This is a genomic window from Streptomyces griseus, assembly GCF_001715295.1.
Classification (GTDB): Bacteria; Actinomycetota; Actinomycetes; order Streptomycetales; family Streptomycetaceae; genus Streptomyces; species Streptomyces griseus_G.
In genome coordinates this window covers 638,740-665,193 of record NZ_MDKB01000005.1, presented here as the reverse complement: position 1 = coordinate 665,193, position 26,454 = coordinate 638,740, and the positions used below count along the sequence as shown (strand labels likewise).

Annotated in this window: 24 protein-coding genes and 1 riboswitch; of the genes, 6 read left to right on the top strand and 18 right to left on the bottom strand. The window is 72.8% G+C overall.

Features of this window, described 5'->3' with window-relative positions:
• Positions 1-34 precede the first annotated feature (34 nt).
• Positions 35-1,513 carry a DNA polymerase IV gene (locus tag BA175_RS27670; protein WP_079159833.1) on the top strand — a complete coding sequence of 493 codons (1,479 nt, stop codon included), beginning with the start codon at positions 35-37 and terminating at the stop codon, positions 1,511-1,513.
• Here the strand turns inward: BA175_RS27670 and BA175_RS27665 are convergent.
• Complete coding sequence (locus BA175_RS27665) at positions 1,435-1,806, bottom strand: PRC-barrel domain-containing protein (RefSeq protein WP_069174310.1); 372 nt, start codon at positions 1,804-1,806, stop codon at positions 1,435-1,437. The genes BA175_RS27670 and BA175_RS27665 overlap by 79 nt on opposite strands.
• A gap of 131 nt (positions 1,807-1,937) precedes the next feature.
• Positions 1,938-2,032: riboswitch (glycine riboswitch) on the top strand.
• A gap of 191 nt (positions 2,033-2,223) precedes the next feature.
• On the opposite strand from BA175_RS27665, the gene gcvP reads away from it, so the two are divergent.
• A complete protein-coding gene (gene gcvP, locus BA175_RS27660; RefSeq protein ID WP_069174239.1) occupies positions 2,224-5,109 on the top strand; it encodes an aminomethyl-transferring glycine dehydrogenase in 2,886 nt (961 codons plus the stop codon).
• An 81-nt stretch (positions 5,110-5,190) separates the two neighbouring features.
• Here the strand turns inward: gcvP and BA175_RS27655 are convergent, their stop codons facing one another.
• Together BA175_RS27655 and BA175_RS27650 are read right to left on the bottom strand one after the other, a co-directional pair.
• A complete protein-coding gene (locus BA175_RS27655) occupies positions 5,191-5,397 on the bottom strand; it encodes a DUF5999 family protein (protein WP_069174238.1) in 207 nt (68 codons plus the stop codon).
• Between the two features lie 289 nt (positions 5,398-5,686).
• On the bottom strand, positions 5,687-6,301 hold the full coding sequence (locus BA175_RS27650; protein ID WP_069174237.1) for a hypothetical protein: 615 nt from the start codon (positions 6,299-6,301) through the stop codon (positions 5,687-5,689).
• 489 nt (positions 6,302-6,790) lie between these two features.
• On the opposite strand from BA175_RS27650, the gene BA175_RS27645 reads away from it, so the two are divergent.
• Positions 6,791-8,296, top strand: coding sequence for a glutamate-cysteine ligase family protein (locus BA175_RS27645; protein WP_069174236.1), 1,506 nt, complete (start codon positions 6,791-6,793; stop codon positions 8,294-8,296).
• A 157-nt stretch (positions 8,297-8,453) separates the two neighbouring features.
• Entirely contained in the window at positions 8,454-9,233 is a 780-nt protein-coding gene (locus BA175_RS27640) for a CPBP family intramembrane glutamic endopeptidase (RefSeq protein ID WP_069174309.1), read from the top strand.
• A gap of 23 nt (positions 9,234-9,256) precedes the next feature.
• Here BA175_RS27640 and BA175_RS27635 read toward each other — a convergent pair whose 3' ends face one another.
• Positions 9,257-10,078 (bottom strand): PhzF family phenazine biosynthesis protein, encoded by an 822-nt coding sequence (locus BA175_RS27635; protein ID WP_069174308.1) that lies wholly within the window; start codon positions 10,076-10,078, stop codon positions 9,257-9,259.
• 337 nt (positions 10,079-10,415) lie between these two features.
• Between BA175_RS27635 and BA175_RS27630 the strand changes: the two genes are divergently transcribed.
• Both BA175_RS27630 and BA175_RS27625 read left to right on the top strand, forming a co-directional pair.
• Entirely contained in the window at positions 10,416-10,958 is a 543-nt protein-coding gene (locus BA175_RS27630; RefSeq protein ID WP_069174235.1) for a Clp protease N-terminal domain-containing protein, read from the top strand.
• 76 nt (positions 10,959-11,034) lie between these two features.
• A complete protein-coding gene (locus BA175_RS27625) occupies positions 11,035-12,189 on the top strand; it encodes an EamA family transporter (protein WP_069174234.1) in 1,155 nt (384 codons plus the stop codon).
• Between the two features lie 171 nt (positions 12,190-12,360).
• Here the strand turns inward: BA175_RS27625 and BA175_RS27620 are convergent, their stop codons facing one another.
• From BA175_RS27620 to BA175_RS27550, 14 genes are all read right to left on the bottom strand, one after another.
• Positions 12,361-13,140 carry an SDR family NAD(P)-dependent oxidoreductase gene (locus BA175_RS27620; protein WP_069174233.1) on the bottom strand — a complete coding sequence of 260 codons (780 nt, stop codon included), beginning with the start codon at positions 13,138-13,140 and terminating at the stop codon, positions 12,361-12,363.
• Positions 13,137-14,138, bottom strand: a complete 1,002-nt coding sequence (locus BA175_RS27615) for an SMP-30/gluconolactonase/LRE family protein (protein WP_079159847.1) — start codon at positions 14,136-14,138, stop codon at positions 13,137-13,139. The genes BA175_RS27620 and BA175_RS27615 overlap by 4 nt, the downstream gene beginning before the upstream one ends.
• Before the next feature lie 70 nt (positions 14,139-14,208).
• Entirely contained in the window at positions 14,209-15,174 is a 966-nt protein-coding gene (locus BA175_RS27610; RefSeq protein ID WP_079159831.1) for a sugar kinase, read from the bottom strand.
• Entirely contained in the window at positions 15,171-15,803 is a 633-nt protein-coding gene (locus BA175_RS27605) for a bifunctional 4-hydroxy-2-oxoglutarate aldolase/2-dehydro-3-deoxy-phosphogluconate aldolase (protein ID WP_069174231.1), read from the bottom strand. Before BA175_RS27605 ends, BA175_RS27610 begins: the two co-directional genes overlap by 4 nt.
• A 71-nt stretch (positions 15,804-15,874) precedes the next feature.
• Entirely contained in the window at positions 15,875-17,023 is a 1,149-nt protein-coding gene (gene dgoD, locus BA175_RS27600; RefSeq protein ID WP_069174230.1) for a galactonate dehydratase, read from the bottom strand.
• The gene (locus BA175_RS27595) at positions 17,020-17,805 is read right to left on the bottom strand and encodes a FadR/GntR family transcriptional regulator (protein ID WP_069174229.1); all 786 of its coding nucleotides are present in this window, start codon (positions 17,803-17,805) and stop codon (positions 17,020-17,022) included. The genes dgoD and BA175_RS27595 overlap by 4 nt, the downstream gene beginning before the upstream one ends.
• Positions 17,806-17,863: 58 nt before the next feature.
• Positions 17,864-19,147, bottom strand: coding sequence for a DUF4380 domain-containing protein (locus tag BA175_RS27590; RefSeq protein ID WP_069174306.1), 1,284 nt, complete (start codon positions 19,145-19,147; stop codon positions 17,864-17,866).
• 3 nt (positions 19,148-19,150) lie between these two features.
• On the bottom strand, positions 19,151-20,236 hold the full coding sequence (locus BA175_RS27585; protein WP_069174228.1) for a zinc-dependent alcohol dehydrogenase family protein: 1,086 nt from the start codon (positions 20,234-20,236) through the stop codon (positions 19,151-19,153).
• Between the two features lie 42 nt (positions 20,237-20,278).
• The gene (locus BA175_RS27580) at positions 20,279-21,298 is read right to left on the bottom strand and encodes an ABC transporter permease (protein WP_069174227.1); all 1,020 of its coding nucleotides are present in this window, start codon (positions 21,296-21,298) and stop codon (positions 20,279-20,281) included.
• An 11-nt stretch (positions 21,299-21,309) separates the two neighbouring features.
• Positions 21,310-22,845 (bottom strand): sugar ABC transporter ATP-binding protein, encoded by a 1,536-nt coding sequence (locus BA175_RS27575; RefSeq protein ID WP_079159830.1) that lies wholly within the window; start codon positions 22,843-22,845, stop codon positions 21,310-21,312.
• 79 nt (positions 22,846-22,924) lie between these two features.
• Complete coding sequence (locus BA175_RS27570; RefSeq protein ID WP_069174226.1) at positions 22,925-23,923, bottom strand: substrate-binding domain-containing protein; 999 nt, start codon at positions 23,921-23,923, stop codon at positions 22,925-22,927.
• Between the two features lie 192 nt (positions 23,924-24,115).
• Positions 24,116-24,871: a hypothetical protein gene (locus BA175_RS27565; RefSeq protein WP_175420930.1), complete on the bottom strand. Its 756-nt coding sequence runs from the start codon at positions 24,869-24,871 to the stop codon at positions 24,116-24,118.
• A 368-nt stretch (positions 24,872-25,239) separates the two neighbouring features.
• Entirely contained in the window at positions 25,240-25,608 is a 369-nt protein-coding gene (locus tag BA175_RS27555) for a VOC family protein (protein WP_069174223.1), read from the bottom strand.
• Between the two features lie 149 nt (positions 25,609-25,757).
• On the bottom strand, positions 25,758-26,453 hold the full coding sequence (locus BA175_RS27550) for a pyridoxamine 5'-phosphate oxidase family protein (protein ID WP_069174222.1): 696 nt from the start codon (positions 26,451-26,453) through the stop codon (positions 25,758-25,760).
• Position 26,454: the final 1 nt, after the last annotated feature.

The window sequence follows — 26,454 nt, the reverse complement described above, 5'->3', positions numbered from 1 at the left end:
CCGGTTGTCAGTGGCGTAGGGCAGCATCGGTGGTGTGAGAGCCGCGCCCACCATCCTGCATCTGGACATGGATGCTTTCTACGCCTCCGCGGAGCAGGCGGCCAAGCCCAGCCTGCGCGGCAAGCCGGTCGTGGTGGGCGGGCTGGGGATGCGGGGGGTGGTCGCCACCGCTTCGTACGAGGCTCGTCGCTTCGGGGTGCATTCGGCGATGCCGATGGCGCAGGCCCGGCGGCTGGCTCCGAACGCCGCCTATCTGGTGCCACGCTTCGCGCTCTACCGCGCCGTGAGCGACCAGGTGATGGAGCTCCTGGGGCGGCTCTCCCCGCTCGTGGAGCCACTCAGCCTGGACGAGGCGTTCGTCGATCTCGAGGCCGGGGGAGTCGCCGACGACTCGGCGTCCGCCCGCCTGATCGGTGAGCAGTTGCGGACGGTCATCAGGGGCGTCACCGGGCTCAGCGGTTCCGTGGGCCTGGCGGGCTCCAAGATGCTGGCGAAGATCGCTTCCGAGGAGGCCAAGCCGGACGGCCTCATGCTGATCGAGCCCGGCACCGAACGCGAACTCCTGGCACCGATGCCTGTACGGATCCTTCCGGGGGTGGGGCCGGCCACCGGTGACCATCTGCGCCGCGCCGGCATGACGGTGGTGCGGGACCTGGCGGAGGCGGGGGAGGCGGAGCTGGTGAGGCTGCTGGGCAAGGCGCACGGTGTCGCCCTGCACCGCATGGCCCTGGGCCACGACGACCGGCCCGTCGTCGCGGAACGGGACGCGAAGTCCGTGTCGGTCGAGGACACGTTCGACGTGGACCTGCACGACCGGGTGCGGGTGCGCACGGAGGTGGAGCGTCTGGCGGACCGGTGTGTCCGGCGGCTGCGCGGCGCGGGGAGGTCCGGACGGACCGTCGTCCTCAAGGTGCGGCGCTACGACTTCTCCACGCTGACCCGGTCCGAGACCCTGCGCGGTCCCACCGACGACCCCACGGTGGTCAGGGAGGCCGCCGCGCGGCTTCTGGAGTCCGTCGACACCACGGGCGGCGTACGGCTCCTCGGCGTCGGGGTCACCGGCCTCGCCGACTTCACCCAGGAGGATCTGTTCGCGCAGGCCGCGGACGCCCGGCAGGCGGCCTCCGGGGGCCACGTGCCGGGGGGTGCGCCGGAGGAGGCGGATACGGAGGAGCCGCCGGGCGAGCCCGGCACCGCGGCCGAGGAGCAGGCGCGGTACGACGCCGTGCAGGCGTCCGCCCGGCAGTGGCCCGCGGGCCACGACGTACGGCACGGGACGTACGGACACGGCTGGGTGCAGGGCAGTGGCGTGGGCCGCGTCACGGTGCGCTTCGAGGAGCCCGGGGCGCCTCCCGGCCGGGTGCGTACGTTCCGCGTCGACGACCCGGAGCTGCACGCGGCCGATCCGCTGCCCCTGGTCCGGGACCCGGTGGACTACTCCTCGTGGCCGGCCAGCCTCCCGAAGTCCCTGTCGGGGCCCACGCCGCCGGACGGGGCGGCGTCGAGGCCGTAGTGACGGTAGAGCTGCAGTTCCTGCTCCGGCGAGAGGTGGCGGCCGACACCGAAGTCGGGCGCGTCCTTGATCAGGGACCGGTCGAAGGGGATGTGCAGCGAGCCGTCGACGAACTCGCTCGGCTCCAGGGGGACGAACGCGTCCCGGGTGAAGAGCCCCGTACGGACGGCCGCCCATTCGGGCACACCGGTGGCGTCGTCGAGATAGACCTCGTCCACCGTCCCGATCTTGGTGCCCTTACGGTCGAAGGCCTTGCGGCCGATCAGGCTGCGCGGATCGATGTCGGTCTGCACGGTGCCTCCCACTGCTCGCCACTGCGTCAGGGTGGTCGCGACTGCACCACACCCCTACGAAAGGCCACATCCGGAACTCCGGCCACTCGAGACGGCCGGTGCCGGCCCGCTGGTAGGCTGGAAGCGGCTGCCGACCCCGTGCGGGAGAGTCCTCCGGAACCCTCGGAGGCGCCGAAGGAGCAACTCCTCCCCGGAATCTCTCAGGCACCCGTACCGCACGGACGAGGTCACTCTGGAAAGCAGGACGGTACCCGCACGGCTTCAGGCCGGGAGGGGCCCGCCCTCACCGACGGTGAAAGCCGGTGCGCCCCGTGCCGCCGGTGAAGCTCTCAGGTCGAGATGACAGAGGGGGAGGCCGTTCGGGCCGCCACGCCGTGGTGCCCCTCGCAGGTCGTGACAGACCAGGAGGCCTCCATCATGACCACCCGCCGCACTCCGCTCTCCCAGCTGGAGCAGGGCATTCCTTTCGAGCAGCGCCACATCGGCCCTGACGCCGGGGCACAGGCCAAAATGCTCGCCCAGGTCGGATACGGCTCCCTCGACGAGCTCACCGCCGCCGCGGTCCTCGACGTGATCAGGAGTGCCGAGGCGCTGAACCTCCCGGCCGCCCGCACCGAGGCAGAGGTCCTCGACGAGCTGCGCCGTCTGGCCGACCGCAACCAGGTGCTCGCCCCGATGATCGGGCTGGGTTACTACGGCACGTTCACCCCGCCGGTGATCCTGCGGAACGTCATGGAGAACCCCGCCTGGTACACGGCGTACACCCCGTACCAGCCGGAGATCTCGCAGGGGCGGCTCGAAGCCCTGCTGAACTTCCAGACGATGGTGGCCGACCTGACCGGCCTGCCCACCTCCGGCGCCTCCCTCCTCGACGAGGGAACGGCGGCCGCCGAGGCCATGGCCCTGGCCCGGCGCGTGGGCAAGGTCAGGGACGGTGTCTTCCTGGTCGACGCGGACACCCTGCCGCAGACCGTCGCGGTGATCCGGACCCGCGCCGAACCGACCGGCGTGGAGGTGGTCGTCGCCGACCTGAGCGAGGGCATTCCCGCCGACGTCGCGGAGCGCGGTGTCTTCGGCGTGCTGCTGCAGTACCCCGGCGCCTCCGGAGCCGTGCGTGACCTCGGTCCGGTGATCGACCGGGCCCACGAGCTCGGTGCGATCGTGACCGTCGCCGCCGATCTGCTGGCGCTGACCCTGCTCACCTCGCCCGGTGAGCTGGGCGCGGACATCGCCGTCGGTACCACCCAGCGCTTCGGCGTCCCGATGGGCTTCGGCGGGCCGCACGCCGGCTACATGGCCGTACGGGAGAAGTTCGCCCGCAGCCTGCCCGGCCGCCTCGTCGGCGTCTCGGTCGACGCGGACGGCGACAAGGCCTACCGCCTCGCCCTGCAGACCCGGGAGCAGCACATCCGCCGTGAGAAGGCCACCAGCAACATCTGCACCGCGCAGGTACTGCTCGCCGTCATGGCCGGCATGTACGCCGTCTACCACGGGCCCGAGGGGCTGCGGACGATCGCCCGGCGCACCCACCGGTTCGCCGCGATCCTCGCCCAGGGCCTGCGCGCCGCCGGGGTCGAGGTCGTGCACGACTCCTACTTCGACACCCTCACCGTCCGTGTACCGGGCGGTGCGGCCGCCGTGGTCGCGGGCGCCCGGGAACGCGGGGTCAACCTGCGGCTCGTGGACGCCGACCGGGTCTCCGTCGCCTGCGACGAGACGACCACCCGGACCCGCATCGCCGCCGTCTGGGCGGCCTTCGGCACCGACGGCGACGTCGAGGCACTGGATGCCGAGACCGCGGACGCGCTGCCCGGGAACCTGCTGCGCACCGACGACGTCCTCACCCACCCGGTCTTCCACCAGCACCGCTCCGAGACGGCGATGCTGCGCTACCTGCGCCGGCTCGCCGACCGCGACTACGCGCTGGACCGGGGCATGATCCCGCTCGGCTCCTGCACCATGAAGCTCAACGCGACCGCCGAGATGGAGTCGATCACCTGGCCCGAGTTCGGCGCGCTGCACCCCTTCGCGCCGGCCGAGCAGGCCCAGGGCTTCCTGACCCTCATCCGCGAACTCGAGGAGCGGCTCGCCGAGGTCACCGGTTACGACGCCGTCTCCCTCCAGCCCAACGCCGGCTCGCAGGGTGAGTTCGCCGGTCTGCTGGCGGTGCGCGCCTACCACCGGGCCAACGGTGACGACCAGCGCACCGTCTGCCTCATCCCGTCCTCCGCGCACGGCACCAACGCCGCCAGCGCCGTCATGGCCGGCATGAAGGTGGTGGTGGTGAAGACCGCCGACGACGGCGAGGTGGACATAGAGGACCTGCGCGCGAAGATCGAGAAGCACCGTGACGAGCTCGCCGTGCTCATGATCACCTATCCCTCCACGCACGGTGTCTTCGAGGAGCACGTCGCCGACATCTGCGGCGAGGTGCACGACGCGGGCGGCCAGGTGTACGTGGACGGTGCCAACCTCAACGCGCTGGTCGGTCTCGCCAAGCCCGGCAAGTTCGGCGGCGACGTCTCCCACCTCAACCTGCACAAGACCTTCTGCATCCCGCACGGTGGCGGCGGCCCGGGCGTCGGCCCGGTCGGTGTGCGAGCCCACCTCGCGCCGTACCTCCCGAACCACCCGCTGCAGTCCGCCGCGGGCCCCGAGACGGGCGTCGGCCCGATCTCGGCAGCCCCGTGGGGTTCGGCGGGCATCCTGCCCATCTCCTGGGCGTACGTCCGCCTCATGGGAGGCGAGGGACTCAAGCGCGCCACCCAGGTGGCGGTGCTGGCGGCCAACTACATCGCCAAGCGCCTGGAGCCGCACTTCCCGATCCTGTACAACGGCCCGGCGGGACTGGTCGCCCATGAGTGCATCGTCGACCTGCGGCCGATCTCCAAGGCGACCGGCGTCAGCATCGACGACATCGCCAAGCGGCTGATCGACTACGGCTTCCACTCGCCGACGATGTCGTTCCCGGTGGCCGGGACGCTCATGATCGAGCCGACCGAGAGCGAGGACCTCGCGGAGCTGGACCGGTTCTGCGACACGATGATCGCCATTCGCGGCGAGATCGAGAAGGTCGCGTCGGGTGCCTGGAGCGCGGACGACAACCCGCTGCGCAACGCACCGCACACCGCGGCCGCGCTCGGCGGGGAGTGGACCCACGCCTACAGTCGCGAGGAGGCCGTCTTCCCGGCGGGCGTCGCGCCCTCGGACAAGTACTGGCCGCCGGTGCGCCGGATCGACGGCGCGTTCGGTGACCGCAACCTGGTCTGCTCCTGCCCGCCGCTGGACGCGTACGACCAGTAGGAAGCGGAGCGAGGCGCGCCACGCTTCGGGGCCGGTGCGGAGACCACTCCGGGCCGGCCCCTGCTGCTCCGTCCCGCCGGGTCAGGCGGCTTTCATCACGTGACCCGTACGCAGGGGACGGTGCGGGGCGATGATCTGCCCGTCCGGGAGCAGCTCACCGGTGTCCTCGAAGAGCAGGACGCCGTTGCACAGCAGGCTCCAGCCCTGTTCCGGGTGGTGCGCCGTCAGGCGCGCGGCTTCCCGGTCGTTGGAGTCCGCGGTCGGGCAGGGTGGCTGGTGCTGGCACATGGATGGGTTCTTTCGCTGCGGTGAGTCGAGTGTCCTGCGGCGTGACGATGTGTTCATGGCCGCCCCCGTGTCAAGTCGGTCCGCTCCCAGTGTTGCCCCACGGGCGTCGGTCCGCAGGGATTTCGCGAGAGCTCACGTTCTCCTTGCACGACGCATCACCCGGCCGGGCGGTTCGATCCAACTGCACTGCCTCTTCGGGTGGTTCGGGGTGGCCCGTCCGGACTAGTCCGGACGGGTACGCAGAGGCGCCCCCGCCGGGAGTGCGGCGGGGGCGCGTGGGGCCGGGTGGTCAGGCGGGCGACCCGAGGAGTCCCGGCAGGCCGGGGAGCTCCGGTGCGGGGGCCGGGGTGACACGCAGTGTCATGACCGGAAGCAGGTCGGCGACCCGGTGCGGGAGGTACGGGGTGATGCCGGGAGGCGCCGGCGCCAGGGGAACCAGCAGATCCGCCGGATCGAGCGGGCCGGCGCCGGCGTCGGCCTCCGTGTCGTTGTGCAGCCAGAGTGTGAGCATGTACAGCTCCGGTACCGAGAGCAGCCGCGGCTGGTAGTGTCCGGCCGCCGACTCAGCCTGCCGTACGGCGCGTTCGGTGGAGACGAGGTACGGGCCCTCGAAGAAGTGCGAGAAGGACCAGCCGTCCGGGGTGACCATGGTGTCGGCGGCGGCGACGGCGCGGTCGCCGCTGCGGACGAGGAAGCGCCAGCCCGCGAGGCGGGTGCGCGGCGCGGCCTCGTCGGGCACGATCCGGTCCAGTACGTGGACGGGCAGCGGTAGTTCGGGGCTCAGCGGTCCCTGGACGGACCGGAGAGCTGGGGTGTGGCCCTTGCGGACTGCGGTGGGAGAACCGAGTGCCGCGAGAACGCTGCGCAGTGCGGGCGCGGGGGCCGGGGAGACATGCAGCGGCATAGTGGGTCGCCTCTCACTTCGGAGACACGGTGATGCGTGGGCGGGTGCAGACAGCGCTGTCGGCATGCGGGGCAAGAGGAAGGCCGGTGACGGGCGGGCGGGCCGGTGCGTCAACTCTCTGCCCCGTGCGCAGAGTTTATACGACACATGTTCACACGATGTTTCGGCTACCTGTTCCGCGTATTGCGCGCAAGGCGGATTCCGGTCCGCATATTGTGGAGTTTCTGTTGGTTCGGACCGCCCCGCACGCCCTCCGCCAGGTATTTCCCCGGCGTAACGGTAGGCTGAAACCCGTCGATCATTCAGCCGGACCTCGCCGACGGTACTGCGCCGTCTGCATGCCGTAGGAATGTGCCTCCGGCGTTCAACGACAGAATACTGGGTAGACGGGGCCCGTGGGGGGAGTTACGGATCTCCTCCCCGGGGCATTATCGATCGTGATACGAGCGGCCTGTGCCGCGGGCCGCCCACTCGAGGAGGGACCCTTCGATGGGCGAGAAGGTCGTGGCAGGTACCTTTGACCTGTCCGATCGGCAGACATACCGCGAAAAGCTCACCCGGTGCCTGACGGGACTGGAGAGGCTCCTGGCGGAGGGGAGGTTCGACCGGCCACGTAACCTCATGGGCCTGGAGATCGAGCTGAATCTCGCGGGCGCGGACGGCATGCCGAGGATGCGGAATGCGGAGGTGCTCCAGCGCATCGCCAGCCGGGATTTCCAGACCGAACTGGGGATGTTCAACCTGGAAGTCAATATTCTTCCGCACCGGCTCAGCGGGCGGGTATTCGATCAGCTCGCCGAGGAGCTCAGGACGGGGCTCGCCTACGCGCACCGCAAGGCCGCGGAAGTGGACGCGGGCATCGTGATGATCGGTATCCTGCCGACGCTCGGCGGTGATGACGTCGTCTCGGCGAACCTGTCGGACGTGGAGCGGTACACGTTGCTCAACGACCAAATGGCAGCGGCACGGGGTGAGGATTTCCGCCTCGATATCGAAGGCGTCGAGCGCCTGGTCCGTACTTCTGCCTCCATCGCGCCGGAATCGGCCTGCACCTCGGTGCAACTGCACCTTCAGGTGACGCCTGCCCGCTTCGCGGACGTGTGGAACGCGGCGCAGGCCATCGCGCCGGTGCAGATCGCGCTGGGCGCCAACTCCCCCTTCCTGTTCGGCAAGGAGCTGTGGCGCGAGTCGCGGCCCCCACTGTTCCAGCAGGCCACCGACGTACGCCCGCCGGAACTGAGGAACCAGGGCGTACGGCCCAGGACGTGGTTCGGGGAGCGCTGGGTCGGGTCCGCGTACGAGCTCTTCGAGGAGAACCTGCGCTACTTCCCGCCCCTCCTGCCGATCTGCGACGACGAGGAACCGCTGGAGGTGCTCGACGAGGGCGGAGTGCCCGCACTGGCCGAACTCGTCCTGCACAACGGCACGGTCTACCGGTGGAACCGGCCGGTGTACGGGCTGGCCGACGGCGTTCCCCACCTCAGGGTCGAGAACCGGGTGCTGCCCGCCGGGCCCACGGTCGTGGACGTGATCGCGAACGCGGCGTTCTACTACGGCCTGGTGCGCGCGCTGGCCGACGAGTCCCGGCCCGTCTGGACCAGGCTCCCCTTCGAGGCGGCCGCCGAGAACTTCGACGCCGCCTGCCGCCACGGAATCGAGGCCGAGCTGCTCTGGCCGCGGCCGGGCCGGTCGGGAGGCGTGGCGAAGGTGCCCGCCACGAAGCTCGTACGGGACGAGCTGCTGCCGCTCGCCGCGGCCGGGCTCGACGCCTGGAACATCGAGCCCGCCGACCGGGACCTGTACCTCGGTGTCATCGAGGAGCGCTGCCGGCTCCGGGTGAACGGTGCCTCCTGGCAGGTCGACACCTACCACCGCGCCCAGGAGGCAGGCCTGGACCGGAAGGGGGCGCTGGCCGCCACCACCCGGCGTTACGGCGAACTGATGCAGGAGGGCGAGCCGGTGCACACCTGGCCGGTCGGCTTCCCCGCGCCCTGAGGGAGTGGCTGCGGCCCGCTCGGGCCGCAGCCACTCCCTCCCCTGTCACCCCTCCCCGCACCGCACCCGTAGCCGAGCCGGTGTGCCCGTGCCCCGGTGCCGTCGGGCAAGCTAAGACGCACGGCTGGAGGCAGGAGTACAGGTGGAGGCGGGACGCGTGGCTGAATCCATTCCTCATGAGGAGGTGTCCCCGCGGATCCTCCGCTCGGAGACACTCCTCGTGCTGGCCCTCTCGCTGGGGGCCAGCGGGGTGTCCGCCCTCATCAGTTTCATCGGCTCGCTGACCAAACCGGGCGGTCTCAAGGACCAGGCGGCGACGCTGAACGGTTCGTACGCCCCCGGCCGGCCGTGGCTGGACCTCGCCTGGCAGCTGTTCGGCATCGCCACGGCGCTCGTGCCGGTGGCGCTCGTGGCCCACCTGCTCGTCCGGGAAGGGGCTGGTCTGCGGGCCCTCGGGGCCGACCGGACCAAGCCGTGGCCCGACCTCGGCCGGGGGACCCTGCTCGCGGCCGTGATCGGGAGCGCGGGGCTGGCGTTCTACCTGGCCGCGCGGGCAGGGGGCTTCAACCTGACGGTGGTGCCGGAGTCCCTCCCCGAGGTGTGGTGGAAGTTCCCGGTACTGATCCTCTCCGCGATCCAGAACTCCGTCCTCGAGGAAGTCATCGTCGTCGGCTACCTGTTGCGCCGGCTGGGCCAGCTGGGATGGACGCCCATGGCGGCCCTGGTGGCGAGCTCCGTGCTCCGCGGCTCCTACCACCTGTACCAGGGGATCGGCGGCTTCATCGGGAACGTGGTCATGGGGGTCGTCTTCGTGCTGCTGTACCGGCGCTGGGGGCGCGTCGGGCCTCTGATCGTCGCGCACGCCCTGCTCGACATCGGAGCCTTCGTCGGATACGCGCTGCTCGCGGGCGAGGTGGGCTGGCTGCCCACGCCATGAGGCGGCGAGGGGTTCCGGCCGTCTCAGACGGCGGGCAGCAGTTCCCCCTCGATGACGGTGACGGCGCTGCCGGTCAGCAGGGTCCGGTCACCGCGCAGCGCGGTGCGGACCAGCCCCGAACGGGCTGAGGCCTGCAGGCCCGTGAGGTCCGTCCGGCCCCGCCGGGCCGACCAGAAGGGGGCCAGGGCGGTGTGAGCGCTGCCGGTCACAGGGTCCTCGTCGATCCCCACGCCGGGGAAGAAGCCGCGCGACACGAAGTCGTAGCCGGACCCGGGTTTCCCGGCGGCCGCCGTCGCGATGACGCCGCGCGGGGAGCAGGCGGTGAGGCGGGCGAAGTCCGGCCGGAGCGCCCGGACGGTCGCCTCGTCCGCCAGTTCCACCAGCAGGTCTCCGAGGTGTTCACCCGTGTCATGGACGGAGAGCGGGTCCGCGCCGAGCGCCTCCGCCAGGCCGGGCGGTGCCGTGGTGGGTGTCAGGGGCGCCGTCGGGAAGTCCAGGGTCAGGGTGCCGTCCGGGTGCGCGGTCGTGCCCAGGATTCCGGCACGCGTCGAGAAGCGCACCGGGCCGCTCGCGGTTCCCGTGGTGTGCAGGACGTGTGCGACGGCGAGTGTGGCGTGCCCGCAGAGGTCCACCTCGGTGGCCGGGGTGAACCAGCGCAGGGCCCAGTCCGCGCCGCCGCCGGGCGGCAGCGGGTGGGCGAAGGCTGTCTCGGAGAGGTTGACCTCCGAAGCGATCCGCTGGAGCAGCGCCGCCTCGGGGAAGGGCCCCGAGTCCAGGAGCACCACTCCGGCGGGGTTGCCGGCGAAGGGCCGGTCGGTGAACGCGTCGACGATGCGGATCTTCATGCGGCGACCGTAGGCGGCGGATGCCGCACGGTCCACGGCCGATCGCGGGTCGGTGGCCCTTTCGGAGCCTCCCGCTTGCCGGGACCGGACGCGGTCAGCGCGAGTGGCCTGCTCCGCACGGCCGGGCCGGGCCGTCGGGATGACCTGTGCCGGGAGCGCCGGCCGAACAGCACGGGCGGGTCGACCACCCGCGCCGGTGCGGGCGGAGGCCGCGGTGCCTCCACGCCCCTCTCCTCCGCAGGGATGAGGGACTCCGGCGGTGCACGCCTTCGGTGGGATGTGTGGATGGGCCGTACCGGGGATGTCTGCGCGTCTCGGGAGTGATGGGGTGAGACGTGTGCACAACCGGACAGCAGGGATATCCGAACAGACCTCGCCGACACCCCCCGGAACCGGCTTCGGGCTCACCGCCGAGATGACCGCGGTGGCCACCGGCGCGCGGCGGCGCGCCGTGCGTGGCGGGGACCGCCACATCGATACGGCCCACCTCCTGCACTCCCTGATCGAGGCCGACCCCGCCGTGCGGGAGACCTTCGACGGCGGCCCGCAGCTTGCCAGGGTGCTGGGCTATCTCGTGCAGCGCAGCATCGGATACGGCCTTCGCTGGCAGGGAAAGCAGGAGGACTCGGGAACCTTCCGCGCGGTGCGCGGGGCGGGGACCGCAGGATGGTCGCCCTCGGCAGCGGCCGCGGTCGGCCGCGCCGCCCGGAGCGCCGCCCTGCGGGGCGACGCGCACGCCGGAGGGCTCGATCTCCTTTCCGCGCTGGTCGCCGACCCGCGGTGCCGAGCCGTCGAGGTGCTGGAGCAGGCGGGCGTCGACGCGGCACGGCTCGCGGAGCGGGCGACCGGCCGGCAGGCCGGGGCCGGTTCGCGGACGTGATCACGGGCGCTTCCCCGAGATTCATGACAGGCGTGACAGGGGTGGCGCTGCTGACGGCGGCTGTCATGATGTGCCGATGCACGCGTCTCACGGCAGAAGTACGGGCCTGGGCCTCGCCCTCGTCTCGGCCTTCGCATTCGGTGGTTCAGGGGTGGCGGCCAAGCCGCTGATCGAGGCCGGGCTCGACCCGCTGCACGTGGTCTGGCTGCGGGTGACCGGGGCTGCCCTCGTCATGCTGCCGGTCGCCTGGCGGCACCGGCGCCTGGTCAGGGAACGGCCCGCGCTGCTGGCCGGCTTCGGGCTCTTCGCCGTGGCGGGTGTGCAGGCCTGTTACTTCGCCGCCCTCTCGCGCATCCCCGTCGGGGTCGCTCTCCTCGTCGAGTATCTGGCGCCCGCCCTGGTTCTCGGCTGGGTGCGGTTCGTCCAGCGCAGGCCCGTGACCCGGGCCGCCGCGCTCGGCGTCGTCCTGGCGGTCTGCGGGCTCGCCTGCGTCGTCGAGGTGTGGGCCGGTCTGTCGTTCGACGCCGTGGGGCTGCTGCTGGCCTTCGGGGCGGCGTGCTGCCAGGTGGGCTACTTCGTCCTGTCCGACCAGGGCAGCGGGGACACGGGGAGCACCGCCACGCCCGAGCCGTCCGCGGACGTCCGGCACGAGGGCGACGCGCCGCCTGCCGACGGTGAGCTCCGGACGCCGCGGGTCACCTCCTCCGGGGGGACGGGGGGACCGGGCGGAGCCGGCCCGGCGGAGGCCGATCCTCCGCATCCGTTCGGGGTGATCGCGTACGGACTGCTGGTGGGTGCGGCCGTCCTCACCGTGGTGGCCAGGCCGTGGGGCATGGACCGGTCGGTTCTCGCCGGGAGCGCCGGCATGAACGGGCACGAGGTGCCCGCGTGGCTGCTGCTCGGCTGGATCGTCCTCCTCGCGACCGTGCTCGCCTACGTCACCGGGGTGGTGTCGGTGCGGCTGCTCTCACCGGCGGTGGCGGGCGTCGTCGCGTGCCTGGAGGCGGTCATCGCGACCGTGCTCGCCTGGGTGCTCCTGGGCGAACACCTCTCGGCACCCCAGCTCGTGGGAGGAGGCGTGGTGCTGATCGGGGCCCTCATCGCCCAGTCGACCGCCCCGAGACCGCCGTCGGGGCCGGTCGCGACCGGGGCGGGCGGGCCGGAACCGGCAGGCGCCCGCGGGTCCGCAGAGGCGGAAGGTGAGTTGTCCGGGCGTCCGGCGGCCCCTTAGACGGTGTTTCGACAGTCCCGTCCGCCCGGCGACGCCGGGGCGGCGAAGCGCGCCCGGGTCGGTCCGGATGCGGCCGACACCGCGCGCGGCGGGCGACGCGGGTGACCAGGACAGCGCCTCTCGGCCACGCCACCCGCTCCTGACACCGATGCGCGTGCCGGTCGAGCGGGTTCACCCCGCGAAGCGCGCCCCGAGGCCCCCGTCGACCGGGATCTCGGCGCCGGTGATGCCGCGGGCGCCCGGTCCGAGCAGGAAGGCGACGACCTCGGCCACGTCCCGCGGTTCGCACATCCGCCCCATCGGGTGCACGTTCACCACCTCGGCCTCGGCTGCCGCGGGATCGGGCTGGGCGGCGAAGTAGTCGCGGACCAGGGCTGTTCGGGTCCAGCCCGGGCTGACCGCGTTGACCCTCACCCCGTGCGGCGCGAGTTCGAGGGCCAGGCTGCGGGTCAGTCCCAGCAGACCGGACTTGGCCGCCGCGTAGGGGAAGTACCCGGCGGAGGTGAGGCGGGCATGCAGGGACGCGACGTTGACGATCGAGCCCGCCCCACCCTCGCGCATGGCGGGGATGAGCTGTTTGGCGACGAGCCAGGCGCCTTTGAGGTCGACCGCGAAGACGCGGTCCCATTCGTCGGAGGTCATCGACGCGGGATCGAAGTACGCGTTGATCCCGGCGTTGTTGACCAGGAGTGTCGCCGGGCCGAACCGTTCGGCGACGGATGCGGTGGCTGCGGCGACACCTGCCTCGTCGGTGATGTCGACGGCCAGCGGCAGCAACCGGTCCGCCTGGGCGGCGCGGCGGTCGGCGGCGCGTCCGAGTGCGTTCTCGTCGCGGTCGAGCACGGCGACGGCGGCACCTGACGCCAGCAGGACGTCGACGACGGCCTCGCCGATGCCCTGCGCACCGCCGGTGACGACGGCGGTGCGGTCCTGGAACGGGTACGGGTTCACGGTGCCTCCCTGGGGGCGCCGCCGCACGGACGTGCGGCGGCGGCGTTGGACGGGACCCCGGGGACTCCGGGGTGCAGGACGGCCGGGTAGGCGGGTGGTGCCGTTGCTCCGACGTCGGCGGCCAGCACTCGCCCGTCGTGCGGGGACCCGCTGCCGGGCCGCGTCCCGTCGGAGACGGCGCCCGGCGGAGGAGGGAGACCGATCGCCGCGGTGGCCACGAACAGGGTGCCGTCCACGAGCGCGGGGCTGGTGGGCTGGACGGCGGGGAGCGGCAGGAGCGCGGTGAGGGTGCCGTCGGGTGCGTAGCGGTGGACCGCGCCGGCACCCCAGACCGCTACCCACAGGTGACCGTCGTCGTCCACGGTCATGCCGTCCGGACTGCCGGTGTCCGGGGCGAACACCACATGGGTGGTCCGGTCGAGCAGCCGCCCGTCGGCGGGATCCACCCGGAAGCGGTCGATGCGGCCCTCACCGCTGTCGGCGAGGTACATCACCGTCCCGTCGGCCGTGAAAGCCGGACCGTTGGGAATGGTGAGACCGTCGAGCACGGTGGTGAGTGATCCGTCGTGGTCCACCCGGTGGAGCCGGCCGAGGCCGCGCTCGGGCCCGTAGGGCATGGTGCCGAACCAGAAGCGTCCCGACGGGTCGCAGCATCCGTCGTTGACGCGGCCGGGTACGGGAGCACCGGCCTCGGGGCGGGCCAGCGGGGTGACGCTGCCGTCGGGGGCCAGGACGACGGCGCCGGTACCGGCCGCCGCCAGCCAGTGTCCGGGCAGGCCGGCGAGCGGGCCCACGGCCCCCAGCGGGACGTCCAGGCGCAGCAGGACCGTCCCGTCGCCCGGCGTGGCGGGGGCGAGGGCGGTGAGGGTGCCGTCGAGGATGTCGACGGTCACCAGGTGGTCTCCGGTGTGACGCAGGCCCTCGCCGAGGTTGCGCCGGTGGGTGGTCCAGGGGCGGAACGCCGGTGGGTCGGTCGCCCGTCGCGGGTGGCGGGTCACGGTCTCTCTCCTTCCGGTCCACCGCACCTTCAGGAAGTCCGGGACGGTGGGGTGGGGCACGGCGGGACGGTCAGCGCAGCGTGGCGCCGTCCTCCTGGTCCAGCAGGGCGAGTTCACGGCGTTCGGGCAGCCCCTGCCAGTCGCCCACGGAGCCGACGGCGAAAGCGCCCACGGTGTTGGCGCGCTCGAGGCGGTCACGCGTGCCGAGGCCGTCGAGCAGACCCGACAGCAGGCCGGCGGTGAAGGCGTCTCCGGCGCCCACGGTGTCGCGGACGCGGACGCGGCGGGCGGGCGCGTGTTCCCGGCCCTCCGCCGTGTGCAGTTCAGCGCCGTCGCCGCCGAGCTTGACGGCCACCTCCCGGGTGTGGCCGCCTGACAGCAGGGACCGGACGCGGTCGGGGGTGGTGCGGGCCGAGGGGTCGGCGGCCAGGGCGAGTTCGTCGTCCGAGGCGATGACGAGGTCGGCGTCGCGGGCCAGCGGGCGCAGTACGTCGGCGGCCTCGGACGTGCTCCAGAGCCGGGGGCGGTGGTTCACGTCCAGGCTGACCAGGAGTCCGGCCGCCCGGGCGGCCTGGACCGCTGCGCGCACGGCGGCCAGCGGCCGCGGCCCCAAGGCGCAGGTGATGCCGGAGACGTGCAGGATCCGGGCGCCGTCGAGCAGGGCGGGCGGCACGTCCTCGGGGCCCAGCCGGGAGCCCGCCGAGCCCGCCCGGTAGTACTGGATGCGTGTGAGGTCGGCGATCCGCGGTTCGGACAGCAGCAGCCCGGTCGGGGCGTCGTGGTCGGTACGGGCCCCCGTGGTGTCCACGGACTCGGCACGCAGCGTGCGCAGGACCAGAGTGCCCAGTTCGTCGTCACCGACGCGGCCGATCCAGCGCGCGCGGTGTCCGAGCCGGGTCAGGCCGATGGCCACGTTGGACTCGGCTCCGGCCACCGAGAGCCGCAGGTCGCCGCCCATCCGGAGCGGGCCGGATGCCCGCAGGACGGCCATCGTCTCCCCCAGAGTGACGACGTCGGGGGTGGTCCCGGTGCTCACGGCCCCTCCCGGTGACCGTGGAGGGCGGCGAGGAAGATGCGGCACCGCTCCCGCAGCGCGTCCAGGTCACCGCCGTGCGGGGCGTCCCCCACGATGGGTGATCCGACGCCGACCGCAAGGGCGCCCGCCTCCAGGTAGGCGCGGGCGGCCTCGGCGTCCACGCCCCCGGTGGGCACGAACGGGACCTCGGGCAGCGGATCGCGCAGGGAGCGCAGGTAGGCCGGACCGCCGACGGAGGCGGGGAAGAGCTTGACGGCGGTGGCGCCCTCGCCGACCGCCCGGACGATCTCGGTCGGGGTCAGCGCGCCGGCGACGACGGGGAGTCCGAGGGCGTGCGCGGTGACACTCCCCTCGGAGAGCGCGGGCGTGACGACGAAGGCGGCTCCGGCCTGCTGGACGGCACGGGCGTCCTCGCCGGTGAGCACGGTGCCGGCGCCGATGAGGGCGTCACCGGCCTCCCGGGCGCAGCGCGCGATGATCCCGGCCGCGTCAGGGGTCGTCAGCGACACCTCGATCAGCGCGACGCCCTCCTCCCGGAGGGTGTGCACGGTCTGCTCGGAGGCCTTCGGGTCGGTGCCGCGGACGATGGCGATCACGCGTTCACGGCGGAGTCGGTCGGTGAAGCTCATACTGGGTCAGTCCTCGGGGCTGCGGTACGGATGCGGGGTCGGGGCCACGGAGGGAGCCGGCGCGGCCGGCGTCACCACTCGGCGAACGAGCCGTCGGGATGACGCCACAGCGGGCTGCGCCAGGGAGCGCCCGCCGCGGCATCGGCCCGGCGGACCGCGTCCTCGTCGACGGTGATGCCCAGCCCCGGCCCCGTGGGACGGGCGACGTGGCCGTCGGTGAAGCGGAAGACCTCCGGGTCGACGACGTAGTCGAGGAGTTCGGCACCGTCGTTGTAGTGGATGCCGATGCTCTGTTCCTGGATCAGGAAGTTCGGTGTGGCGAAGACGACCTGGAGCGAGGCGGCGAGCGCGATCGGCCCCAGGGGGCAGTGCGGTGCAAGCTGGGCATCGAAGGTCTCGGCGAGGGCGGCGATCCGGCGCAGTTCGGAGATGCCCCCGGCGTGCGAGGGGTCGGGCTGGGCGACGGCGATCCCGGCGGTCAGCGCGGGCAGGAAGTCCCAGCGCGAGTAGAGGCGTTCGCCGGTGGCGATGGGCACGGTGGTGGAGCGGACGAGCGGCTCCAGCAGCCGGGTGTGCTCCGGGGTGACGGGCTCCTCGGCGAACAGCGGGTGCAGTTCCTCCAGCGCCGCGAGCAGACGTCGCGCGCCGGCGGGCCCGAGGCGGCCGTGCAGGTCCACCGCGACGTCCCGGCCGGGGCCGAGCACCTCACGCGCGGTGGCCACGCGGGCGTGTGCGGCGGCGATCCCGGCCGCGTCGCCCAGGCGTCCGGTGAGCCCGGTGGCGTTCATCTTGACGGCGGTGAACCCGGCCTCGACCTGGGCGCTGACGGCGTCCGCGATCTCGGCCGGTTCGTCGCCGCCGACCCAGCAGTAGACGCGGGCGCGGTCGCGGACGGCACCGCCGAGCAGATCGTGCACGGGGACGCCGAGCGCCTGGCCCCGGATGTCCCACAGGGCCTGGTCGATGCCTGCGACGGCGCTGGAGAACACCGGTCCGCCGCGGTAGAAGGTGCCGCGGGTCATCACCTGCCAGTGGTCCTCGATGTTCCGGGGGTCCAGCCCGACGAGGTACTCGGCCAGTTCGCCGACGGCCGTACGGACGGTGTCGGCGCGGCCCTCGACCACGGGCTCTCCCCAGCCGACGATCCCCTCGTCCGTCTCGACACGGCAGAAGAGCCAGCGGGGCGGTACCCGGAAGGTCTCGATGCGGGTGATCTTCATGGGGCTTCTCGGTCCTCCGGTTCGGTGCCGTGCCCGCTGTTCCGGCCGGCGCGGTCGTCGTCCGCGCCGGCCTCGGTGGGGGTACGGGAGGGGTCCGCGGTGCGGGCGAGATCGGCGTCCGCGCGGGCGAGCAGCGCGCGCATGGCCTGCTCGGCGGCGGACGGGTCCGCGTCGCGCACGGCGCGCAGGACGGGTTCGTGGGCGGGGACGGGGTTGTCGGCCTCGGCGGAGTGGACGAGGCGGTCGCGTTCGGCCAGAGCCGGTCCGATGAAGACGTCCATGCGCTGGAGCAGTTCGTTGTGGGTGGCCCGGAGCAGGGCACGGTGCCAGGCGAGGTCGGCCTCGGCGGCCTCGGCCGGATCGCCGGAGGTCTCACCCATGCGGGCGAGGGCGGCCTCCAGCGCGGTCAGGTCTTCCTCGGTGCGCCGTTCGGCGGCCAGACGGGCGGCGGCGGGTTCGACGACGAGGCGGACCTCGGCGAGGTCCCGCAGGACCAGCTCCGGAACGTCCGCGGCGAACTGCCAGCGGATGACGTCGGCGTCGAGCAGGTTCCAGTCCTCGCGGGGGCGGACGAACGTGCCGCGTTTCTGCCGCGCGTCGACCAGGCCCTTGGCGGTGAGGACCTTGACGGCCTCCCGCAGCACCGTCTGGCTTATGCCGAGCTCGTCGATGAGGGAGGACATGTCCAAGGTCTCGCCCACCCGCAGGCGCCCCTGCACGATGCGCGTGCCGACCGTCTCCACGATCTGCCCGTGCAGGCCCCTGCCCACGTACTCGGCCATGTGTCGTTCCTCCTCCGCCTGTGCGCCGTGCGCGGCACACGCATCCACCCTATATTATTTATGAATTAAAAGTGGGGCGTTTTCCGTCCTCCTCCGCAGTGACAAGGGCCACCCGGGCCGTGCCGCCGTCGGCCAGTGCGGCCGTCAACTCCAGTACGGGCGACCGGTTCTGATCGCTCGGCAGCCGCACACGGCACGCCCGGCCCGGCTCCAGCGCGCCCAGCACGAGCGGCTGTGCCCAGGCCGGGCCGCGGGCCTCCAGCCGACCTGCGGCGTAGGGGACGAAGATGCCCTCCAGCCGTCCGTCCGCCCCGCCGGGGGGCGGTCCCGCCCAGTAACCGGCCGGGGTCACGGCCTCGACCGGTCCGACGGAGGGGCCGACCCCGAACTCCACCTCCAGCAGGGCCGACGCCCCCGGCGCGAGTGTCGTCAGCGGTCCCAGCGCCTCACATTCGACGACGTGGTCGAGCGGCCGCAGACCGCCCAGGTGAGGCAGCCCCTCCGCGAGCGGATACTCCAACCACACCTCGGCACGCGACCCCTCGTCGGGGTAGGGGACCTCCTGGACGGTGAAGCGCTGCGTCAGGGTGCGTTCCGGCCCGACGTGCGCCAGCCATCCCGCGGAGTCGGGAAAGCCCACCTTCCCGACGACGTCCTGGTGCGGTACGTGCAGGACGCCCGGAGCGGCCTCCCGCACCCGCGGCCGGCCCGTGCCGGCGACCAGCGGTACGGTGGCCGGTCGCCCGGACCCGGCGCGGCCGAGATAGACGCCCTCGGCGCCCGCCGGACCCGCCGACGGAGCCCCTGCGATCTGGGTGACGTTCCACAGGGCCCAACGGCGTTCCGTGGCACTGGTATTGGTCATCCTCAGATGCAGGCCGAAGGCCGTGCTGCGCGGGCGAAGCGCGATCCGGCGCTCCAGCCGCAGGCCGGTGCGCGGGTCGTCACCACTGGTCAGCACGAGTGCCACTGTCCCGTTTCGCTGTTCGACCCGCGCGGTGTAGGGGCCCGAGTCCAGCACCGGGTCCGGTGGACCCGCCCACCGGCCGGGGCCGTCCCAGCCCTGCGGCGCGGGCCAGGTCTTGTCACCGCCCCAGTTCAGCCAGTCGGCCATCGAACCGTCGTGCGGGCCGGGCCGCACGCCCGGCAGCGGTGCGAGGTCGTCGCCCAGGAGGCGCGGGTTGCGGTACAGGAACTCCGCGCCGTCCAGCGTCACCGAGAGCAGCCGGCCGCCCAGCCCGGGCGCGGCGGTGACCGTCAGGGCGCCGGCGTCCAGCGTGATCAGCTCTCCGTGCGCGGCCGGTGTGCGGCGCACCCGCACCGCGTCGTTCGTCTCGGTCACCACTCAGCCGTCCAGACCGGGTTCCAGCACGACCTTGCCCCGGGCCGCGCCCGCGGCGAGCGCGAACGCCTCGTCCGCCCGCGCGAGACCGAAGCGGTCGCTGACGATCCGCTCGGGCCGGACGCCCCAACGCACGAGATTGCGGGCCAGCTCCGCCATCACCGGCACCGAGGTGACCCAGGAGGCGTACAGGGTGACCTGCTTGTGCAGGAGGGCGTCGGAGACCTCGGTCTCCAGAGTCCCGCCCTCGCCCACCAGGGAGATCCGTCCCCACTCGGCGATGTGCGCGATGGCGGTGGACCTGCCGGGGCGGGTGCCCGAACAGTCGATCGCGGTGGAGGCCCCGCGCCCGCCGGTGAGCGCCGCCACGGTGTCGGCCGCCTCCTCAGGGGTGACCGTCGCGTCGAAGACGTCGAGCCCGTCGGCCCACGCGCGGCGCTCCGGTGAGACCTCCACCCCGATCACCCGCCGCGCGCCACGGCCCCGGCCGGTCATCGCCGCGGCCAGGCCCACCGGGCCCAGCCCGACCACGAGCAGGTCGTCGTCGCCGTTCACGCCGATCCGCCGGATGCCCTCGTACGCCGTACCGAAGCCACAGGCGACGAGCGCCCCGTCGACGAAGCTCAGCTCGTCGGGCAGCGGCACCAGGGTGTGCTCGTCGGCGAGCAGGTAGTCGGCCGCTCCGCCGTCGCGCTGCCAGCCGTAGGCCGCGCGGGAGGGGGCGGCGCAGCTGATCTGGTAGCCGCGGGCGCAGTTGTCGCAGAGTCCGCATCCGGCGATGTGGTAGACCACCACCCGGTCGCCCGGCCGGTGGCGCCGCACCCCGGGGCCCGTCGCCACCACGGTGCCACTCGGCTCGTGGCCGGCGACGACGCCCCGGTAGGCGGGGCCGTCCACCCCGCGGTGGGTCTTGTGCTCGCGGTAGATGTAGCCGATGTCACTGCCGCAGATACCGGCCGCGCCCACGCGCAGGAGTACCTGTCCCGGGCCGGGCTCCGGAACGGGTAGCTCCCGTGTCTCGGCGGTGCTGTTCCCCGGCAGGTACACGCCGCGCATGGTGGCGGGCAGCGGGGTGGTGGTCTCGCTCATGGGGTGTCCTTCGTGCGGGTCGGGCGGGTCGTGGCGGACGGGTCACGTGGTGCGCGTCGTGAGGCTCTTGCGGGAGATGACGACGTTGATGAGTACGGCCCCGACGATGATCAGGCCGCGCACGACGTCCTGGAGGAAGGAGTTGACCCCCAGCAGGACCAGCCCGTTGGCGATCACCGAGATGAACACCACGCCCAGCATCGTCCCGACCAGGCTTCCGCGGCCTCCGGCCAGCGCGGTGCCGCCGATGACGACGGCGGCGATCACGTCGAACTCCAGGCCCGCGGCCGCGCCGCCGTTGCCCGAGCCCAGTCGGGCCGCCATCAGGATGCCGGTGAGGGCGGAGAGCAGTCCCGTGGTGGCGAAGAGCACGACGCGCACACGGCTGATGGGGATGCCCGCCAGCTGCGCGGCCGCCGCGTTGCCGCCCACCGCGTAGACCGACCGCCCGTAGGCCGTCCGGCGGGCGACGTACCAGAACACCAGGAACAGCAGCACCAGGACGATCGCGGGGGTCGGGATACCGAGGACCTTGCCGCCGAGCGCGTCCATGAAACCGCCGCCGGGGGTGGCCACGGGCAGCGCGTTGGTGGTGTAGAGGGCGAGGCCGCCCAGCGCGCTCCAGAGACCGAGCGTCGCGATGAAGGACGGCACCCCGAACCGGGCGCGCAGCCAGCCGGCCGCCGATCCCCAGAGCGCACCGGCCACCAGGGTGAGCAGCAGTGCGAGGGGCAGCCCCAGGTCCCATTCGGTGGCGCCCTTGGCGAAGAGCACCGAGGCGAACGCCACGGCCGGGCCGATGCTGATGTCGATCTCCCCGGCGATGATCACCAGGGTGACGCCGAGGGCGGGGATGCCGACGGTCGCGGCGTCCCGCAGGATGCCGAGCTGATTGTCGGTGCTGAGGAATCCGCCGGCGGTGACGCCGAGCGCGATGTACAGCACCACCACCGCGGCCAGCAGCCCCATTTCGTTGAGGTGGCGCAGCCGGCGGACGCGGACGGTGCCGGGGGACGGAGACGGGGGGCCGGACGTCTTGCCGGCCACGAGGGTCGAGGACATGGTTGTCTGCCTCACACTTCCACCGCCATGGTGGCGGCCATGATGTCGTCGAGAGTGATGTCGGGAGCGAGGAACTCGCGGGTGAACCGGCCGTTCTGCAGTGTCAGGACCCGGTCGCAGACGAGCGGCAGCTCCTCCAGCTCGCCGGAGACGAAGACCACGGCGGCACCTTCGTCGGCCAGGGACCGGATCAGGCGGTAGATCTGCTGCTTGGCCTCGACGTCCACACCCCGGGTGGGTTCGTCCAGGAGCAGAACCCGGCTGCGGGCGTGCAGCCAGCGGCCGATGACGGCCTTCTGCTGGTTGCCGCCGCTGAGGTTGACGATGGGGGTGTCCAGGCCCGGAGTCTTGACCGCGAGGCGGCGCACCAGGTCCTCGCCGGCCTCCCCGGCCCGGCGGGGGGAGAGTCCGGTCCGGCCGCTGATCCCGGCGAACCAGGACATCGTCATGTTCTCGCCGACGCCCAGCAGCGGGACGATCCCCTCGCCCTTGCGGTCCTCGGGGGTCATGCCCACTCCGAGCCGCTTCATCGCCGCCGCGGTGGGGCGGGGAACCGGCCGCCCCTCGAAGGTGACCGTGCGCTCGGCGGCGGGCTCGAACCCGGCGACCGCTCGGAGGAGTTCGCTGCGCCCCGAGCCCAGCAGCCCGCCGATGCCCAGCACCTCACCGGCGTACAGGTCGAAGCCGGCGTCCTCCAGCTTCGGCGCCAGCGTCAGGTTCCGCACGGACAGCAGCGGGGTGCCGGAGCGGTCCACGGCCCGCGGCGCGAACGGTTCCTGCTCGCGGGCCGCCTGACCGAGCATGAGGGCGACGATCTGCGCGGTCGTCGCCTCCCGCACGTCCACCGTGTCCACCACGTTGCCGTCACGGACGACGGTCACGCTGCGCGCCACCTGCCGGATCTCGTCCAGCCGGTGGCTCACGTAGATCACCGCGACGCCGGTGGCGGAGATACGGCCGACCGCCTCCAGGACGGTACGCGCCTCACCGGCGGCCAGCGCGCTCGTCGGCTCGTCGAGGATCAGCAGCCGAGGCCGACGGCGTACCGCGCGGGCGATCTCGACGAGCTGCTGCTCGGCCAGCGGCAGGGAGCCGACCGTGTCCTCCGGATCGACCCGTACGTCGAGTTCGGCCAGCACCTCGGCGGCCTCCCGGCGCATCCGCGGGAAGTCCACCCCGGATGCGCCGCGGCGGGGCCACTCGCCGAGGAAGAGGTTCTCGGCGACCGTCATCTCGGGTACCAGGCTCAGTTCCTGGTGGACCGTGGCCGCACCCAGCTCGGCAGCCCGTCGCACGCCGCCGTCACCGAGGGTCTCGCCGCCGATGCGGACCTCGCCGCTGTCGGGGACCTCGACACCGGACAGCATCCGGATCAGCGTGGACTTGCCCGCTCCATTGCGTCCGAGGAGGGCGCGGACTTCGCCCGGCTCGATCCGGAAGTCGACGTCGACCAGCGCGCGGACACCCGGGTACTGCTTGTTCAGGCCGCTTGCCTCCGCGGCCGGCACGGGGCCGGACCGGTCGGGCGGCGGTGGGGAGGTCGTCATACTCGCTCCAGGGGAACCGGAGGGACGGGAAAGGGGTCGGGAAGGGCCCTGACGGCGCCGGCCGCGGACCGGGCGGCCGTCACGGCAGGCCGTCGGGGTGGGCGCGCAGCCAGTCGCGGGCCTGTTCGGGCGTCGAGTAGAGCCTCACCGGGGCGGGCACGACGGGATCGTCCAGCTTCTCGCCGGCGATGACCCGGGCGGTGGTGCGGGTGGCCAGCTCACCGACCTCGATGCCGGAGATGTCCACATCGGCCTTGAGGACCCGGTGGTCGGCCAGCTCGCGTGCCAGGTCGGCCGTCATGTCGCTGCCGAAGACCACCGTCCGGCCGACGAAGCCGCGCTGGCGCACGGCGCGCACCGCGCCCATCGTCGCGCCGCCCGACTCGCCGTAGAAGGCGTCGACCCGAGGCTGCGCGCTCAGGATGCGATCGGCCACCTCGACGGCCTGGTCGATCGTGGTGCCCTGCTGGTTGCTGACCGTCCTCGCCTTGGGGAGTTCGGCGAACAGCGCCTTCTCGAAGCCCACCCGGCGCTGGATGCACACCTCGACCGTCTCGCAGTTGAGCACGGCGATCCGGGGGTCTTCGATGCCCTCCGACTTGAAGTACTTCGCCGCCTCCGCCCCGGCCAGCTCCCCGAACTTCACCGGATCGCCCAGTACCCAGGCGCTCACGTACTCCCGCGTCGCCTCCTCGGTCAGGCAGGTGTTGTAACAGACGACCTTGACGCCGCTCTCGTGCGCCAGACGGACGGCCGGGATGGAGGCCGTGGTGGAGACGGGCGAGAGCACCAGAGCCTCCACGCCCGCGGCGCTCACGGTGTCGACGAAGGTGCTCTCCTTGGAGGCGTCGCCCTGGGCGTTCAGCTCGAGCAACTGCACCCCGTCCCCGAGGCGGCCGACCGAGTCCTGCATGCCCTTTCGGACACCGGCGTAGTAGCCCTGGGCGTCCATGTAGACCAGCCCGACCCGGCCCCCGTCCCCGGCCCGCGGTATACACCCGGTGAGCGTGACCATGGTCAGCGCAAGACCGAGGCACACGGCGAACGCGGTGCGATGCCGCTTCCTGCCGTTCCTCATGACATCACTCCGAATCACGTACAAAAGCTGCGTACGACCGCATGAAGGTGCGGATCGCCGCTGCGGCGTCCTCCGAGTATGGGAGGCACACCCGAGAACGGTCAAGATTAATTGCTAATTAATGATTTGATCGGGTCCGCCGCTCACGTTTCCCCCGGGTGACACGCTGCCGCAAGAAGCGATCCGCAGGCGTCACGCGGCGGCGCACCGCCGGGAGAGCGAGGCGCTCACCTCGGGACGCGGGACCGGTGCGATCCACCGCGCACTCGACCTCGGCGTCACGCATCCGGACACCGCGGATGCGTACGGGCCCGCGCGGGCCGGGAGTTGGTGGGGAGGCGAAGGGGCGCCCGTGTCGACCGCCCGCACGGCGGAGGGGACGACGCCGCCGGACACGAGAAGGGCGGCGAGGGTGGCGGTGCGACCGGTCGGCGTGACCAGGCCGGCCAGGGCACACACCCCGCTCGGGTGTGTCTGTCGCAGCCGGTCGGTGACCGGGGCCGCACGGCGGTCGAGCTGGGCGGCACCCATGTCCGTGGTGACGGACGCCGCGTCCGGTCCGGCCGTCGCCATCACGGTGGCACCGCGCGGCGCGGCCGGTGGGGGCACGGCCTGGACGGAACCGCCGGTGGCGCCGGCCACGAGCTGCCTCGCGTCCACCCCCGCCGTGTCCGGCAGGATGCCGCGGTGGTCGCGGCCGGGCGCCCCTGCGAGCGCGTCCTGCACGTCGTCCGGCCCCCGGAGGAACGGTCGGCCGTCTCCGACTTCCGCGGCTGCCCGTTCGTGGCCGCCGCCGTGGAACTCCGGTGCCCCGGCCACCCGGTGCGTCGCGTCGCCCGGCGTCACGAGGATGCGCTCACCGCATACTTCCGGGAAGAGCCGCTGAGGTGAGAGGGCGTCAATCCGACCTGCCCGCAGCGCTTCCGGCGGGGCGAGCGCCCGGGCCATGGTCCAGGAACAGGATCTCCCTCGCCGTCGCCACCGCACGGACCCTGCTCGACGCGTACGGGGTGTAACAGCGACGGCAGGCCTGACGAAGCCCCTTCAGGTGACCCCGGGAGCTTGCGGTGGACCCTGAGCGGCCATGCCCGCGCATCGCCCCACCACTCCCGCACGCACCGCTGCCATGGCCTGCGGGCGCTTGCCCGGCCGACGAGCGGTGCTCTCCGGCCCGGATGCCGGCCGTACGGCCCGGCCGCACTCACGGCATCCCCGCCACCCGCCGCGACTCCGTCCCGGCCCACCCGCGCGCCGCCGGTCTCGAGGGACTGGCCGGCCGTGACGACTCCGGGGGCGATCCCGCCCCCGGAACGGCCTCACCGGGCCGGGACCGGCTGGGTGAGGTTCACCGGATTGCCGTCGGGGTCCTGGATGTGGGCGACGCGCTGTCCCCACGGCATGTCGTCGGGGCCGCCGCGGACCGAGCCGCCCAGCGCCACCACCCGGCCGAGCGTCTCGTCGACGTCGTCGACATCGATGCTGAGCAGGATCCGCGGTGACTCCCGGTTCCCCGCGTTCTCGTCGGCCACCAGCCCGAGGTCGCTGTCGCCGATGCGCAAGCCGACGTAGAAGGCCGGGCCTTCCGCCGGTACGCGGGAGACCTCCTCGGCGCCGAACAGTTTCGTGTAGAAGCCGAGCAGGACGTCCTGATCGGCCGTGATGATCACTGGCTGGATGGTGGACATGGCACTCCTGTCGAGAACGGTCGTGTCGCCGGGTAGACCGTGCGTGGACGGTGAACTCATCGGCAGGACCCTGCCCCGGGGCAGCCCGGCGCCGCAGCCGATCCGTACGGCCCGGGCGGTTCTCCATCGGGCCGGGCCATTTCGACGGGTCAGAGCGCGGACAGGTAGTCCGGCACCGGGACGGCGGGGTCGAGGTCCCCGGACGGCACCGGCGCGGCGTACCGGGGGGCCAGTGGCACCACGCCCGCCCAGTACGGCAGGGCCAGGTCCTCCGGCTCGTCGTGCGGACCGCCGGTGCGGATCTTGGCGGAGACCTCGTCGAGGTCCAGCCGCACGACCGCCGTCGCGGCGAGCTCCTTCGCGTCGGCCGGCCGCGAGTCCGTGGAACGGCCGGGGACGACCTGGTCGACGATGGCGTCCAGCGCGATGCGGCGCTCCTCCGGGTCGGTCACCGTCCGGGCTGTGCCGTGGACGACGACGGAGCGGTAGTTCATCGAATGGTGGAAGGCTGAGCGGGCCAGAACGAGGCCGTCGACGTGCGTGACCGTCAGGCAGACGGCTATACCCGGGTCCGCCTGTCCCGCAGTGCGCAGCGGGCGCGACCCGGTCGAGCCGTGTACGTACAGTCGCTCGCCGACCCTGCCGAAGAGCGTGGGCAGGACGACCGGCGCGCCGTCGCGAACGAATCCGAGATGGCAGAGGTACGCCTCGTCGAGGATCGCGTGGACCACCTCGCGGTCGTACGACGCCCGATCCCTGGACCTGCTCGGGACCGTGCGGCCGGTGGGCTCGTAAGGATCGAGGCTGTCCGGGCCGGTGCTGTCCGGGGTTGCGGTGTCCGGCATT